We start from the raw sequence: 15,377 nt of genomic DNA, 5'->3' as shown, positions 1-15,377 counted from the left end.
CTGTTGACTGAATGCTCACTCATTATATAATGGGAATAGGGGATACAATTCAGAAAATTATATATTTTCGAAGATTCTAAAAAAGGAAGAGGGCTTACAAAGAGAGGGGTAGCATAAAATGAATAGCTTACTAATCATTAATTGGCTGGCTGCCATTGCTGTTATTGCTTATGCGGGATATTTGTTTGTATATCTTATACGAACGAGGATGGCCTACATACAATTAGGAAAAAAGATTGAATTTGACCGTCGTTTTAAAGAACGTTGGGATCTCCTTAAGGTCAATGTTTTCGGTCAAAAAAAGCTGCTGAAAGATAAAAAGAGCGGCATCATTCACGTTATGTTCTTTTACGGATTTATTCTTGTCCAATTTGGAGCAATTGACTTCGTTTGGAAAGGGCTCGCACCAGGATCACATCTTCCACTTGGACCACTATATCCTGCATTTACATTCTTCCAGGAAATTGTCACACTTGTTATTTTAATTGCAGTCTTTTGGGCTTTTCATAGACGCTATGTTGAAAAGCTTGTTCGTTTAAAACGTAATTTCAAATCAGGTCTTGTCCTTATCTTTATCGGTGGCTTAATGATTTCTGTGCTACTTGGTAATGGGATGGGAATTATATGGCATGGCGAAGAGCTTTCGTGGAGTGAACCAATCGCTTCTGCAATCGCTTACGTTTTCTCAGGGATAAATGAAACCGTAGCCATTTCAGTGTTCTATTTCTCTTGGTGGGTGCATCTATTAATCTTGTTAACGTTTTTAGTTTATGTACCACAATCAAAACATGCGCATTTAATTGCTGGACCAGTTAACGTATTTTTTGGTCGTCTTTCAAATCCAGGAAAACTTGAAAAAATCGATTTTGAAGATGAAACGCAAGAAACATTCGGTGTTGGTAAAATTGAAGACTTTAGACAAAATCAACTTATCGACTTATATTCTTGCGTCGAATGTGGTCGTTGTACAAATATGTGTCCGGCAACAGGAACAGGGAAAATGTTATCACCGATGGATTTAATTTTAAAACTTCGTGATCATTTAACTGATAAAGGAGCAGCGGTAACATCAAAAGCACCGTGGGTTCCAGTTGTTGCTTTTAATAATACACAAGGAAATCAGTTAGCGATGATGGCAGCTGGAAAAGGACAACAAGAATCAGCGGCTACAGCGCTAGCGTACGATCCAAGTTTAATCGGAGATGTTGTTACAGAAGAAGAGATTTGGGCATGTACAACGTGCCGTAACTGTGAGGACCAGTGCCCAGTTATGAATGAGCATGTTGACAAAATTATTGATTTACGCCGCTATCTCGTTTTAACAGAAGGGAAGATGGACGCGGAAGCGCAGCGTGCAATGACAAACATTGAGCGTCAAGGGAATCCGTGGGGACTGAATCGTAAAGAGCGTGAAACATGGCGCCAAGGTGACGATGAAGTAACAGTTCCAACTGTAAAGGAGAAATCAAAAGCTGGCGAAGAGTTTGAATACTTATTCTGGGTTGGATCAATGGGTTCGTATGACAATCGCAGTCAGAAGATTGCGATATCATTTGCGAAGCTAATGAACGAAGCAGGCATTTCATTCGCAATTCTTGGTAATAAGGAAAAGAACTCTGGTGATACACCGCGCCGCCTTGGAAATGAATTTGTATTCCAGGAAATGGCGACTAAAAATATTGAAGAATTTGAAAAAGCAGGAGTGAAGAAAATCGTTACGATTGACCCTCATGCTTATAACACTTTTAAAAATGAGTACCCGGACTTTGGCTTACAAGCAGAAGTCTATCATCATACAGAATTACTAGCTCAGTGGGTGAAGGAAGGACGTTTAAAACCTGTCCATTCTATTGAAGAGACAGTTACGTATCATGATTCCTGTTACTTAGGAAGATACAACGAAGTATACGAAGCACCGCGCGATATTCTAAAAGCAATTCCAGGTGTAAACCTTGTAGAAATGGCGCGTAACCGTGAAACGGGAATGTGCTGTGGTGCGGGTGGTGGCCTAATGTGGATGGAAGAAACGGCAGGTTCTCGTATTAACGTTGCTCGTACAGAACAAGCGCTAGCTGTGCAGCCGTCAATTATCGGTACAGGATGCCCGTATTGCTTAACGATGATTAGTGACGGTACGAAAGCGAAAGAAGTTGAAGAAACAGTTCAAACTCTGGACGTAACAGAGATTTTAGAACGCTCAGTTATCGGACAGAAGAAAGAAGCAATGTAGTTTGTAGGCATGCATCCAACTTTAGAAAGAGGTGCAATAATTGCACCTCTTCTCAACGTAGGAATGCCGAGCGAGCGCTCGGTGCTTAAAAAAGAAATGGGGGAAAGAAACATGAGTAAAACAGTTATTTTAAGTGCTGCAAGAACACCGGTTGGAAAATTTGGAGGAACTTTAAAAGACGTGAAAGCAACAGAACTTGGAGGAATCGCAATTAAGGCAGCGCTTGAAAGAGCGAATGTTTCCGCTAGTGATGTTGAAGAAGTTATATTTGGAACGGTTATCCAAGGAGGGCAAGGACAAATTCCATCACGCCAAGCAGCAAGAGCGGCCGGCATTCCTTGGGAAGTGCAGACAGAAACAGTAAATAAAGTTTGTGCATCAGGACTTCGCGCAGTTACGTTAGCGGATCAAATTATTCGTACTGGTGATCAATCACTGATTGTAGCTGGTGGAATGGAATCGATGAGTAACAGCCCTTACATTTTACGAGGGGCAAGATGGGGATACAGAATGGGTAACAACGAAGTTATCGATTTAAACGTTGCAGACGGTTTAACATGCGCATTTTCAGGTATACACATGGGTGTTTATGGCGGAGAAGTTGCAAACGAGGATGGGATCTCCCGCGAAGCACAAGATGAATGGGCATATCGTAGCCATCAACGTGCGGTTTCGGCACATAAGGAAGGTCGTTTTGAAGAGGAGATTGTACCAGTAACAATTCAGCAAAGAAAAGGCGATCCTATCGTCGTGGCTAAAGATGAGGCGCCGCGTGAAGATACAACGATTGAAAAATTAGCGAAATTAAAGCCTGTTTTTGATAAGACGTCGTCGGTGACAGCTGGTAATGCTCCTGGACTAAATGATGGCGGTGCTGCGCTTGTATTAATGAGCGAGGACAGAGCGAAGCAAGAAGGAAGAAAGCCATTAGCGACAATTTTGGCGCATACGGCGATTGCGGTAGAATCGAAGGATTTCCCAAGAACACCAGGTTATGCAATTAATGAATTGCTGAAAAAGACAGGTAAGACAATTGAAGACATAGATCTATTTGAAATCAATGAGGCATTTGCGGCGGTAGCAATTGCAAGTACAGAAATCGCAGGAATCGATCCGGAAAAATTGAATGTAAATGGTGGTGCTGTAGCAATGGGGCATCCAATTGGAGCGAGCGGAGCACGTATTATCGTTACACTTATCCATGCACTGAAGCAGCGCGGCGGCGGAATTGGAATTGCTTCTATTTGTAGCGGTGGCGGTCAAGGTGATGCAGTGATGATTGAGGTTCATTAATTTACGTTCAGGAAATTTTCGGTTTATTAACAACTTATATTAAGGGGGAAGAAAGAATGGGTGTACAAAAAATAGTTGTAATTGGTGCAGGGCAAATGGGTTCAGGTATCGCACAAGTGTGTGCAATGGCAGGCTATGATGTGAAAGTGCAAGATTTAAAGCAAGAGCAATTAGATAGAGGGCTAGCTGTTATTTCGAAAAATTTAGCCCGCCAAGTAGAAAAAGGTCGTATGAAGGAAGAAGAGAAAGAAGCGACTTTAAATCGTCTTACATGGACGCTCGATTTAAATAGTGTCAAAGAAGCTAATCTTATTATTGAAGCAGCTGTTGAAAAAATGGATATTAAAAAGAAAATTTTTGCGAATCTAGATGAAATTGCTCCAGAACACGCAATTTTAGCGACGAATACGTCATCTCTACCAATTACGGAAATTGCAGCGGTAACGAAACGTCCTGAGAAAGTAATCGGCATGCACTTTATGAATCCAGTTCCAGTTATGAAACTCGTTGAAATTATTCGTGGTTTAGCTACAGATGATGCAGTGTACGAAACGATTGAGGATATTACGAAAAAAATCGGGAAAGTGCCAGTTGAAGTAAATGATTTCCCAGGGTTTGTATCGAACCGTATTTTATTACCGATGATTAACGAAGCAATCTATACGTTATATGAAGGTGTAGCGACGAAAGAAGCGATTGATGAAGTAATGAAACTCGGTATGAATCATCCGATGGGACCACTTACATTAGCTGATTTTATCGGTTTAGATACGTGTTTATACATTATGGAAGTGTTGCATGAAGGATTAGGAGATAGTAAATATCGCCCATGTCCATTATTACGTAAGTATGTGAATGCAGGATGGTTAGGACGTAAAACGGGTCGTGGTTTCTACGTTTACGAATAAATTCCTCCCTTTATTAAAGTAGTGGTCTTACCAAATTATTAAAAAGATATATAGCAAACGGAGGCGAAGTACATGAATTTTCACTTTACTGAAGAGCAACAAATAATGAGGAAAATGGTTCGAGATTTTGCGCAGAAGGAAATAGCTCCCTTTGTTCCTAGTATGGAACAAGGGGTGTTCCCAAAAGAGATTTTGCAAAAGATGGGTGAACTTGGACTAATGGGTATTCCAGCGCCTGCAAAATATGGCGGGGCAGAAATGGATTTTATTTCTTATATTTTAGCAATTGAGGAAATTTCAAAGATAAGTGCAACGGTTGGTGTAATTTTAGCTGTACATACGTCAGTTGGAATGAACCCGATTTTGTATTTCGGAACAGAAGAACAGAAGCAGAAGTATGTTTCTAAACTGGCGACTGGTGAATATTTAGGCGCATTTGCTCTAACAGAACCGAATGCAGGATCAGATGCAGGCAGTTTGAAATCAAGAGCTGTAAAGAAAGGCGATCACTACATCATTAATGGATCGAAAGTCTTTATTACAAATGGTGGTGAAGCAAGTACATATATCGTCTTCGCGTCTACAAATCCAGAGGCGGGGAAAAGCGGGATTTCAGCATTTATAGTAGAGAAAGATACACCAGGCTTAATCATCGGAAAAGATGAGCATAAGATGGGGCTTCTTGGTTCTCGTACAGTGCAACTTACGTTTGAAGATATGAAAGTGCCGGCTGAGAATTTACTTGGTGAAGAAGGACAAGGATTTAAGGTGGCAATGGCGAATTTAGATGTTGGGCGAATTGGAATCGGAGCGCAGGCATTAGGAATCGCGGAAGCGGCGCTTGCAAGTGCGATTGATTATGCGAAAGAGCGTGAGCAATTCGGAAAGCCAATTGCGGCGCAGCAAGGAATTGGCTTCAAACTTGCAGATATGGCGACTAGCGTAGAAGCAGCGCGATTACTTGTATACAGAGCGGCATCGCTAAGAGCACAAGGATTACCATGCGGTAAAGAAGCTTCTATTGCGAAATTATTTGCTTCTAAGACGGCTGTTGAAGTTGCGATTGAAGCAGTGCAAGTATTTGGTGGTTATGGTTATACGAAAGATTATCCAGTAGAAAGATTTTTCCGTGATGCGAAGATCACACAAATATATGAAGGAACGAGCGAAATACAAAAGCTTGTAATTAGTCGAGCTTTATAAAAAGGCAGAGGGGGAGACGGGAATGCATTTTAAATTATCAGAAGAACATGAAATGATAAGGAAAATGGTTCGGGATTTTGCAAGGAATGAAGTAGCACCGACAGCAGCAGAGCGTGATGAGGAAGAGCGATTTGATCGCGCTTTATTCGATCAAATGGCAGAGCTTGGTTTGACCGGTATTCCGTGGCCTGAAGAATACGGCGGAATTGGAAGCGATTACTTGGCGTATGTAATTGCCGTTGAAGAATTATCCCGCGTCTGTGCTTCTACAGGTGTAACGCTGTCTGCGCATACTTCACTTGCTGGATGGCCAATTTTTAAATTTGGAACGGAAGAGCAAAAACAAAAGTTTTTGCGCCCAATGGCTGAAGGGAAGAAAATTGGTGCATATGGCTTAACAGAACCAAGCTCTGGATCAGATGCTGGTGGAATGAGGACGACTGCAAAACGAGATGGAGACCATTACATTTTAAATGGTTCGAAAATCTTTATTACAAATGGCGGCATTGCTGACATTTATGTTGTTTTTGCATTAACAGATCCTGATTCGAAGCAGCGCGGCACGAGTGCATTTATTGTGGAGAGTGATACGCTAGGGTTTTCAGTTGGGAAGAAGGAAAGTAAGTTAGGAATTCGCTCTTCGCCAACGACTGAAATTATGTTTGAAGACTGCCGTATTCCTGTAGAGAATATGCTAGGGGAAGAGGGCCAAGGATTTAAAGTTGCGATGCAAACGTTAGATGGCGGTCGTAATGGTATTGCGGCGCAAGCGGTTGGGATTGCACAATCCGCTTTAGATGCTTCTGTAGAATATGCAAGAGAACGTCATCAGTTTGGGAAGCCGATTGCGGCGCAACAAGGAATTGGCTTTAAACTTGCAGATATGGCAACGGATGTAGAGGCAGCGCGTCTTTTAACATATCAAGCGGCTTGGCTTGAATCTGAAGGGCTTCCGTACGGGAAAGAGTCAGCGATGTCAAAAGTATTTGCAGGTGATACAGCGATGAAGGTAACGACTGAAGCAGTACAAGTATTTGGTGGTTATGGTTATACGAAAGATTATCCAGTAGAGCGTTATATGCGCGATGCAAAGATTACACAAATATATGAGGGAACACAAGAGATTCAAAGGCTTGTAATTTCTCGTATGTTAACGAAGTAGGAACGAAAGCGTAGGTATTTTCCTACGCTTTTTACTTCCAAAAATAATAGAGAGAGGTGAAGGGATGGTTAAACATAATGTACATGCGTCAGTGAAAGATGAAAAATTAGTTGCGTTAAGGCGTGAACAAATGATTAAAGGTGCGGTGCAGCTGTTTAAGCAAAAAGGATTCCCGCGTACAACAACGAGAGAAATTGCGAAAGCGGCTGGATTTAGTATCGGAACACTTTATGAATACATTCGCACAAAAGATGATGTATTATATTTAGTTTGTGATAGTATTTATGAACATGTAAAAGAACGGTTAGAGAAAGTAGTGTGTACAGAGAAGGGAAGTATAGAAAGCTTAAAGATAGCGATAACGAATTATTTTAAAGTGATGGATGAATTGCAAGAAGAAGTATTAATTATGTATCAAGAGGTACGTTTTTTACCGAAAGAATCACTCCCATATGTATTAGAAAAAGAGTTTCAAATGGTCGGGATGTTTGAGAATATTTTAGAGCAGTGTACGGAAAATGGGACATTTACACTAAATAAAAAGGAAATACAGCTTCTTGCACATAATATTTTCATACAAGGACAAATGTGGGGATTTAGACGTTGGGCCCTGCAAAAACTGTATACTCTCGAAGAATATACAGAAATGCAAATTAGGTATGTACTGCAAGGTGCGCATATGTTTCCGAAATAAGGAATGGACAAATTATAATTTTATCCCGCATTAACGGGCAGTAAGACTCCCACCTCAAAATTCGGCTGGAACAAAGAAGTTAGGTGGGAGATCAAACGCCCGTAAACGCCCGATTGGTGAAGGCTAATAATCAGTGGGGGATGAACAAAACCCCACTGATTAAAGTTTCACTTTATTACCATATAAAGTTTCCCGTTTTTTTTTTGTAGCATATTTGTGCGACTTTTGTTTATAATGAATAGTATGGATTTTTTTAAGCAGACCGTTGTATATAAGGTTATATTTGAAGAAAGGAAGTGCCGCATAAGTGAATTTTAAGCAATATTCACCAGAAGAGCTAAAAGAATGTTCAATGATTGAAGTTGTACATAGCGTTTTAGGGAATAAAAGACAAGCAACGACATTCAATGAGTTGGTTCAAGAAATCGCTCAAGTGCTGGGACTATCTCAAGGGCAAGTTAATACGAAACTCGCACAATTTTATACAGATTTAAACATCGATGGACGTTTCATTAATTTAGGAGAAAATCGTTGGGGGCTACGCAGCTGGTACCCATATGAGCAAATTGATGAAGAAATTCTGCCTCAGCCAAAACCGAAGAAGAAACGTAAAGTTGAAGAGGACGGTTTTGACGACTACATCGAAGAAGATGAAGATGAATTCGGCGATGCAGAAGGAAATGCAGACCAAGAAGAAGATGTAGAAGATTTGGACAAGGTTCTTGAAGAAGAAGACGCAGATGATGAAGATGATGATCTTGATGATGTAGAAGAAGATGATGAAGACTTCGCAGAAGAAGAACTTGAGTACGATGAAACTGAAGAAGAAGAAGAGGAAGAGCGTTAGTTCTTGACTTTTCATTATCGTCCATGTAGAATCATTTTTGGGCTCTTTAAAAAAGGACGATAATACTTTTAAAGTGTAAATATAAAAGAAAATTGCTCCCTACTTATTACTTTATGTGATGAGGGGAGCAATTTTCTTTTTTGTTTTTTGTTTAGAAAATAAAAAGAGCCTAACAATAAGATAGATACAGTGTTATCTACATACGTTGCGCTTTGCAACGGTGATTATATAACAACGAAGTAGAAGGGAGTATTTTCATGACTAAGTATATTTTTGTAACAGGCGGTGTAGTATCGTCTTTAGGTAAAGGTATTACAGCAGCATCTCTTGGAAGACTTTTAAAAAATCGTGGTTTAAACGTAACTATTCAAAAGTTTGATCCATACATTAACGTAGACCCAGGGACTATGAGCCCATACCAACACGGTGAGGTATTTGTAACAGATGATGGTGCAGAAACGGACTTAGACCTAGGTCACTATGAGCGTTTTATCGACATCAACTTAAATAAATACAGCAACGTAACAACAGGTAAAATTTACTCTTCAGTTCTTCAAAAAGAGCGTCGTGGTGAATATTTAGGAGGAACAGTTCAAGTTATTCCTCACATTACTAACGAAATTAAAGAACGTGTATATCGTTCTGGTCGCGAAACAAACGCCGACGTTGTTATTACAGAAATCGGTGGAACTGTTGGTGATATCGAGTCTCTACCATTCTTAGAAGCAATTCGTCAAATTAAGAGCGACATCGGTCGTGACAATGTAATGTACATTCACTGTACGTTAATCCCGTACTTAAAAGCAGCGGGTGAAATGAAAACAAAACCAACGCAACATAGCGTTAAAGAGCTTCGCAGCTTAGGTATTCAGCCGAACATTATCGTTGTTCGTACAGAACTACCTGTTTCTCAGGACATGAAAGACAAGATTGCATTATTCTGTGACATCGATACAAAAGCAGTTATCGAAGCACGCGATGCAGATACTTTATATGCGGTTCCATTATCTCTTCAAGAACAAAACATGGACCAAATCGTTTGCGATCACTTGAAATTAGACAATCCAGCTGCAGATATGACAGAGTGGACTGCGCTAGTTAATAAAGTACGTAACCTTTCTAAGAAAACAAAAATCGCTCTTGTTGGTAAATACGTAGAGCTTCAAGATGCATACATTTCTGTTGTAGAGGCACTTCGTCATGCAGGTTATTCATTCGACACAGATGTAGAAGTAAAATGGGTAAACGCTGAGCACGTAACAGCAGAGAACGTAAAAGAATTAGTTGGTGACACAGATGGTATCCTTGTACCAGGTGGCTTCGGCGATCGTGGTGTAGAAGGTAAAATCGTTGCAATTCAATATGCTCGTGAAAACAAAGTTCCATTCTTAGGAATTTGCCTAGGTATGCAACTTGCATCAATCGAATTTGCACGTAACGTATTAGGATTAGAAGGAGCTAACTCTTCTGAAATTAATCCTGACACACCTTATGCAATTATCGATCTATTACCAGAACAAAAAGATGTAGAAGATTTAGGTGGTACACTTCGCCTTGGTCTATACCCATGTAAGCTTGCTGAAGAAACAAATGCTTACAATGCTTACAACGAGCCGGTTATATATGAGCGTCATCGTCATCGTTATGAGTTCAACAATCAATTCCGTCCAGATATGGAAAAAGAAGGATTTGTATTCTCTGGTACAAGCCCAGACGGTCGTCTAGTGGAAATTATTGAATTACAAGATCATCCTTGGTTCGTGGCAGCACAGTTCCATCCAGAACTTGTATCTCGTCCAAACCGTCCGCAACCATTGTTCCATGATTTCGTAAGTGCTTCTATTACGAATAAAGAGAGCAAGTAATAAAAAAAAGCGCCTGAAATAGGGCGCTTTTTTTAATATTCGTTTAACATTTCATCAATTGTAAATTTCAATCCGTGATAAGCAAATAAAGTTATAATTAAACTTGGGAACCCGTAGCGGTTACCTTCATCATCTGGAATAAGACCTTTTAACAGCTTTGTATCAATATGTACATCTGTATATTGTTCCAGTGATTCAGCACCTTCTTGAATAGCCGAGATTCCAACGATAGATTGGCCGTCTTCATGAAGTTTTTTCGCGGTTGTTATAATTTCTTCATCTGTCGAAAAACGACTAATAAGAAGTACGCGGTCCGCAGAAGTCACTGCCGCCAGTTCACCGTTTTCTATTAAACGTTTTGCTTGTTTCATTGGTTCGGCACCAAATAATGCTTCTGAAACAATACCCTCCATTTCATTTGTACCATGCAAGTAAATGAAGCCGTCACCAATTAACGCCTGGGCAAGTAGACGAGCGCTATCTTCTATATTCATTTCTTCTTTTTGAGAAATTCTGGAGAAATATCCACTTAATTGAGTCGAGAAAATTTTTAACATGTTGTTGCTCCTTTCTTTCGTGTTAGCTGGTTCTCATTATAGCTTATTTTTTTTGGAAAGGGGAAATAGTAGGGTGGCATAACAAAATAGGAAACGGTAAAATAAGAAAGAATAGGAAGGGATTTGGCAAAGAGTAGCGAAAATAAACCGATAAGATATAAGAAGCTTTAAATCTTGTACTTACACAGAAAGGTTGGGAGTTATGGAAGGAAAAATTTTAATCGTTGATGATCAATATGGCATTCGTGTTTTATTGCATGAAGTGTTCCAAAAAGAAGGTTATCAGACGTTCCAAGCAGCGAATGGATTTCAAGCTTTAGATATCGTGAAAAAAGATAATCCAGATTTAGTAGTGTTAGATATGAAAATCCCAGGTATGGATGGTATAGAGATTTTAAAACATGTAAAAGAAATTGATGAGAGTATTAAAGTGATTTTAATGACTGCTTATGGAGAATTGGATATGATTCAAGAAGCGAAAGATTTAGGAGCTTTAATGCACTTTGCTAAACCGTTTGATATTGATGAGATTCGTCAAGCGGTGAGAGATCAGCTTGCTGTAGAGGCGTAAAAAATGAATTTTTTATAAAAAATATGGAAAAAAGCGTTTACATGGACTATTGAGCAGGTGAATACAGTTGAGTTTTTGAGTACAAGTTGTTATCCTATTGAGTGTAGAAAGAAGTCCGGTATGTAAATATACATATTTTACCTTATTCTGGTCATACTACCAGCGATAAGAATTTATCGGATACAAAAAACGTTTTTTAGGAGGATTCACCATGCCTTTAGTTTCTATGAAAGAAATGCTAAACACAGCACTAGAAGGAAAATACGCAGTTGGTCAATTCAACATGAACAACTTAGAGTGGACTCAGGCTATCTTAGCTGCTGCGGAAGAAGAAAAATCTCCTGTAATCTTAGGTGTATCTGAGGGTGCAGCTCGTCATATGACTGGTTTCAAAACAGTTGTAGCTATGGTTAAAGCTTTAATCGAAGAAATGAACATTTCTGTTCCTGTAGCGATTCACCTTGACCATGGTTCAAGCTTCGAAAAATGTAAAGAAGCAATCGATGCAGGTTTCACATCTGTAATGATCGACGCTTCTCACCACCCATTCGATGAGAACGTTGAAACTACTAAAAAAGTGGTAGAATACGCACATGCTCGTAACGTATCTGTAGAAGCTGAGCTTGGTACAGTTGGCGGACAAGAAGATGACATCATCGCTGAAGGCGTTATCTACGCTAATCCGGAAGAGTGTAAACACCTTGTTGAAGCAACAGGTATCGATTGCCTAGCTCCAGCTTTAGGTTCTGTACACGGTCCTTACAAAGGTGAGCCTAACTTAGGATTCGCTGAAATGGAACAAGTTCGCGACTTCACTGGCGTACCTTTAGTATTACACGGTGGTACTGGTATCCCAACTGCTGATATCGTAAAAGCTATTTCTTTAGGTACTTCAAAAATTAACGTAAACACTGAGAACCAAATTGAGTTTACAAAAGCTGTTCGTGAAGCATTAAACAAAGACCAAGAAGTTTACGATCCTCGTAAATATATTGGACCTGGCCGCGACGCTATTAAAGCAACTGTTGCTGGTAAAATGCGTGAGTTCGGTTCTAACGGTAAAGCGTAAGAATAAAATTCCGTTTTGGAAACCGTCTAGTCTTTTAGACGGTTTCCTTTCGTTGTATAATGAAAGCGTGAACAAGTCTAAAGATTTTATAAAGTGAATTTTTGGTTTGCGAATATAGAAAATAATGTGCATAGTCCTATTAATAAATGTGGTAAGTATCTGAATTGAGGAATTTGATTCGATGAATAGTTAATCTTCATCTATTTGTACAGCAGGGGAGCTACAGGTGATGGTTTTCTACTTATTGGGTTTCAGGATGGAAAGAGTGATTGAGATTCTTAAGGGGGAATCTTCTACTTCTTCTTATAAAGAAGTAGAAGATAAATACATTCACAAGAAGGGAGCTCAATATGGAAAAATTGCTAATTGAAGGCGGAAGAGCTTTAAATGGAATGATTCGCGTGAGTGGTGCAAAGAACAGTGCTGTTGCACTAATTCCAGCGACAATTTTAGCAGATACTCCAGTAACTATCGGTGGCATTCCTAATATTTCGGACGTGAAAATATTAGGAGACTTACTAGAGGAAATTGGAGGGAAAGTAACTTATGGGCAGGAAGAAGAGATGGTAGTCGATCCTTCTAACATGGTTGCGATGCCTTTACCAAATGGAAAAGTGAAAAAATTGCGCGCCTCTTATTATTTAATGGGTGCAATGCTTGGCCGTTTTAAAAAAGCTGTTATTGGGCTTCCAGGTGGATGTCATTTAGGGCCACGACCGATTGATCAGCATATTAAAGGGTTTGAAGCGTTAGGGGCACATGTTACAAATGAACAAGGTGCCATTTATTTAAGAGCAGATGAACTACGTGGAGCGCGTATTTATTTAGATGTTGTTAGTGTAGGAGCTACGATTAATATTATGCTAGCGGCTGTACGAGCGAAAGGTAGAACTGTTATTGAAAATGCAGCAAAAGAACCAGAGATTATTGATGTAGCTACATTGTTAACGAGTATGGGAGCACGTATTAAAGGTGCTGGTACAGACGTAATCCGAATTGATGGTGTGGATTCTTTACATGGTTGTCACCACACTATCATTCCAGATCGTATTGAGGCTGGTACGTATATGATTTTAGGAGCAGCGTCAGGAGGAGAAGTAACAGTTGATAATGTTATTCCTCAGCATTTAGAATCCGTTACTGCGAAGCTAAGAGAAGCTGGTGTTCAAGTTGAAACGAACGATGACCAAATTACAGTGAACGGCAATAGAAAGTTAAAAGTAGTTGATGTAAAAACGCTTGTATATCCAGGGTTTCCAACAGATTTACAACAGCCGTTTACAACGCTTTTAACAAAAGCGCATGGAACAGGAGTTGTAACTGATACAATTTACAGCGCACGTTTCAAGCATATTGATGAATTGCGCCGTATGAACGCACAGATTAAAGTAGAAGGCCGTTCAGCGATTGTGACTGGACCTGTTTTATTGCAAGGTGCGAAGGTGAAAGCGAGTGACTTACGAGCTGGTGCGTCCCTTGTTATTGCGGGTTTAATGGCAGATGGCATTACAGAAGTAACGGGACTTGATCATATTGATCGAGGTTACGAAAATATAGTAGACAAGCTTAAAGGGCTTGGTGCAAACATTTGGCGAGAACAAATGACAAAGCAAGAAATTGAAGAAATGAAGAATGCATAAAGTGAAACTTTAATCAGTATGGGATATCCCATGCCGATTATTAGCCCTCACCAATCGGGATAAGGTGGTGATACTTCCGTTAATGGGGAGCGAAGAATCACTACTAACGGAAGTACACTTTATAGAAAAACACGGTTCACAAAATACGGCAGAAATATAAAGACTTAAAGGAGAGGGATTATTGTGGAAAGAAGTTTATCTATGGAGTTAGTACGTGTAACAGAGGCTGCAGCATTATCATCAGCGCGTTGGATGGGGCTCGGAAAAAAAGATGAGGCAGATGGTGCAGCAACATCAGCTATGCGTGATGTATTTGATACAATTCCGATGAAAGGTACAGTTGTAATTGGCGAAGGTGAAATGGATGAAGCGCCAATGCTATATATCGGAGAGAAATTGGGTACAGGATATGGACCACGCGTAGACGTTGCAGTTGATCCTTTAGAAGGGACCAATATCGTAGCGGCTGGCGGCTGGAATGCGCTTGCTGTTATTGCAATTGCAGATCACGGCAATTTGTTACATGCTCCTGACATGTACATGGATAAAATAGCGGTTGGTCCAGAAGCGGTTGGTGCAGTTGATATTGACGCACCTATTATCGACAACTTACGTGCAGTTGCGAAAGCGAAAAATAAAGATATCGAAGATGTTGTAGCGACAGTTTTAAACCGTCCACGTCATCAAGCGATTATCGAAGAAATTCGTAAAGCTGGTGCTCGTATTAAATTAATTAACGATGGAGATGTAGCTGGAGCAATCAATACAGCATTTGACCGTACCGGTGTAGATATTCTATTCGGTTCTGGTGGAGCACCTGAAGGTGTATTAGCTGCGGTTGCATTAAAATGCTTAGGTGGAGAAATTCACGGGAAGCTCTTACCTCAAAACGAAGCTGAATTAGCACGTTGCAAAAAAATGGGTATTGAAGATATCAATCGTATCCTTCGTATGGAAGACTTAGTAAAAGGTGACGATGCAATCTTTGCAGCAACAGGTGTAACAGACGGAGAACTATTACGAGGCGTTCAATTTAAAGGTAGCGTCGGAACAACACAATCCCTTGTTATGCGTGCAAAATCAGGCACAGTACGCTTCGTAGACGGCCGCCATAGCTTAAATAAAAAACCGAATTTGGTTATTAAATAAAAAGCGTAAGCGGCTCGTTTAGAATCGCAGGGCACTTCAAGCTCTCGACCTTGAAGCGCTCTTTGCTTCGAGTGAGAGAGCGAAATGACCGGAGATTCTAGCTGCTGGAACTGGATTAAATAAAAGCAAAAATGCCTTATCTATTCTGCCTTAAAATCAGGCGAGTAGAAAAAAGAAAGAAATATGAAA

13 protein-coding genes are annotated in these 15,377 nt (G+C 40.0%); 12 read left to right on the top strand and 1 reads right to left on the bottom strand.

Features of this window, described 5'->3' with window-relative positions; translation table 11 throughout:
• The first annotated feature begins 118 nt into the window (after positions 1–118).
• From MHI07_RS25300 to pyrG, 8 genes are all read left to right on the top strand, one after another.
• Positions 119–2,230 (top strand): (Fe-S)-binding protein, encoded by a 2,112-nt coding sequence (locus tag MHI07_RS25300; protein ID WP_340826771.1) that lies wholly within the window; start codon positions 119–121, stop codon positions 2,228–2,230.
• Positions 2,231–2,239: 9 nt separating this feature from the next.
• Positions 2,240–3,523 carry an acetyl-CoA C-acetyltransferase gene (locus tag MHI07_RS25295; RefSeq protein WP_340826770.1) on the top strand — a complete coding sequence of 428 codons (1,284 nt, stop codon included), beginning with the start codon at positions 2,240–2,242 and terminating at the stop codon, positions 3,521–3,523.
• Between the two features lie 56 nt (positions 3,524–3,579).
• Positions 3,580–4,431 carry a 3-hydroxybutyryl-CoA dehydrogenase gene (locus MHI07_RS25290; RefSeq protein WP_340826767.1) on the top strand — a complete coding sequence of 284 codons (852 nt, stop codon included), beginning with the start codon at positions 3,580–3,582 and terminating at the stop codon, positions 4,429–4,431.
• A 72-nt stretch (positions 4,432–4,503) separates the two neighbouring features.
• On the top strand, positions 4,504–5,634 hold the full coding sequence (locus MHI07_RS25285; RefSeq protein WP_199709259.1) for an acyl-CoA dehydrogenase: 1,131 nt from the start codon (positions 4,504–4,506) through the stop codon (positions 5,632–5,634).
• 22 nt (positions 5,635–5,656) lie between these two features.
• A complete protein-coding gene (gene acdA, locus MHI07_RS25280) occupies positions 5,657–6,796 on the top strand; it encodes an acyl-CoA dehydrogenase AcdA (RefSeq protein WP_002159763.1) in 1,140 nt (379 codons plus the stop codon).
• Positions 6,797–6,860: 64 nt separating this feature from the next.
• Positions 6,861–7,490, top strand: a complete 630-nt coding sequence (locus tag MHI07_RS25275; RefSeq protein WP_002159764.1) for a TetR/AcrR family transcriptional regulator — start codon at positions 6,861–6,863, stop codon at positions 7,488–7,490.
• Between the two features lie 307 nt (positions 7,491–7,797).
• A complete protein-coding gene (gene rpoE / locus MHI07_RS25270) occupies positions 7,798–8,337 on the top strand; it encodes a DNA-directed RNA polymerase subunit delta (RefSeq protein WP_002159765.1) in 540 nt (179 codons plus the stop codon).
• Positions 8,338–8,594: 257 nt separating this feature from the next.
• Positions 8,595–10,202 carry a CTP synthase gene (pyrG, locus tag MHI07_RS25265; protein WP_215554821.1) on the top strand — a complete coding sequence of 536 codons (1,608 nt, stop codon included), beginning with the start codon at positions 8,595–8,597 and terminating at the stop codon, positions 10,200–10,202.
• Positions 10,203–10,234: 32 nt separating this feature from the next.
• Here the strand turns inward: pyrG and MHI07_RS25260 are convergent, their stop codons facing one another.
• Positions 10,235–10,759: a DUF2529 domain-containing protein gene (locus tag MHI07_RS25260; protein WP_002159767.1), complete on the bottom strand. Its 525-nt coding sequence runs from the start codon at positions 10,757–10,759 to the stop codon at positions 10,235–10,237.
• Between the two features lie 202 nt (positions 10,760–10,961).
• Between MHI07_RS25260 and spo0F the strand changes: the two genes are divergently transcribed.
• The 4 genes from spo0F (at position 10,962) to glpX (ending at position 15,188) form a co-directional block, all read left to right on the top strand.
• Positions 10,962–11,330 (top strand): sporulation initiation phosphotransferase Spo0F, encoded by a 369-nt coding sequence (gene spo0F / locus MHI07_RS25255; protein ID WP_000398592.1) that lies wholly within the window; start codon positions 10,962–10,964, stop codon positions 11,328–11,330.
• 211 nt (positions 11,331–11,541) lie between these two features.
• Positions 11,542–12,399 (top strand): class II fructose-bisphosphate aldolase, encoded by an 858-nt coding sequence (locus MHI07_RS25250; RefSeq protein WP_002159768.1) that lies wholly within the window; start codon positions 11,542–11,544, stop codon positions 12,397–12,399.
• A gap of 350 nt (positions 12,400–12,749) precedes the next feature.
• Positions 12,750–14,039: a UDP-N-acetylglucosamine 1-carboxyvinyltransferase gene (murA, locus tag MHI07_RS25245; protein ID WP_340826764.1), complete on the top strand. Its 1,290-nt coding sequence runs from the start codon at positions 12,750–12,752 to the stop codon at positions 14,037–14,039.
• Positions 14,040–14,222: 183 nt separating this feature from the next.
• Entirely contained in the window at positions 14,223–15,188 is a 966-nt protein-coding gene (glpX, locus tag MHI07_RS25240; protein WP_002113062.1) for a class II fructose-bisphosphatase, read from the top strand.
• Positions 15,189–15,377: the final 189 nt, after the last annotated feature.

Source organism: Bacillus sp. FSL H8-0545 (assembly GCF_038006105.1).
Lineage (GTDB): Bacteria > Bacillota > Bacilli > Bacillales > Bacillaceae_G > Bacillus_A > Bacillus_A cereus_U.
The sequence above is the reverse complement of the archived record's forward strand: the minus strand, read 5'-3'. Positions and strand labels throughout refer to the sequence as shown.

Bases quoted from the DNA above. Each gene is read 5' to 3' on its own strand.
- MHI07_RS25300 (WP_340826771.1), top strand. From the start codon at position 119: ATGAATAGCTTACTAATCATTAATTGGCTGGCTGCCATTGCTGTTATT.
- MHI07_RS25295 (WP_340826770.1), top strand. From the start codon at position 2,240: ATGCATCCAACTTTAGAAAGAGGTGCAATAATTGCACCTCTTCTCAAC.
- MHI07_RS25290 (WP_340826767.1), top strand. From the start codon at position 3,580: ATGGGTGTACAAAAAATAGTTGTAATTGGTGCAGGGCAAATGGGTTCA.
- MHI07_RS25285 (WP_199709259.1), top strand. From the start codon at position 4,504: ATGAATTTTCACTTTACTGAAGAGCAACAAATAATGAGGAAAATGGTT.
- acdA (WP_002159763.1), top strand. From the start codon at position 5,657: ATGCATTTTAAATTATCAGAAGAACATGAAATGATAAGGAAAATGGTT.
- MHI07_RS25275 (WP_002159764.1), top strand. From the start codon at position 6,861: ATGGTTAAACATAATGTACATGCGTCAGTGAAAGATGAAAAATTAGTT.
- pyrG (WP_215554821.1), top strand. From the start codon at position 8,595: ATGACTAAGTATATTTTTGTAACAGGCGGTGTAGTATCGTCTTTAGGT.
- MHI07_RS25260 (WP_002159767.1), bottom strand. From the start codon at position 10,759: ATGTTAAAAATTTTCTCGACTCAATTAAGTGGATATTTCTCCAGAATT.
- spo0F (WP_000398592.1), top strand. From the start codon at position 10,962: ATGGAAGGAAAAATTTTAATCGTTGATGATCAATATGGCATTCGTGTT.
- MHI07_RS25250 (WP_002159768.1), top strand. From the start codon at position 11,542: ATGCCTTTAGTTTCTATGAAAGAAATGCTAAACACAGCACTAGAAGGA.
- murA (WP_340826764.1), top strand. From the start codon at position 12,750: ATGGAAAAATTGCTAATTGAAGGCGGAAGAGCTTTAAATGGAATGATT.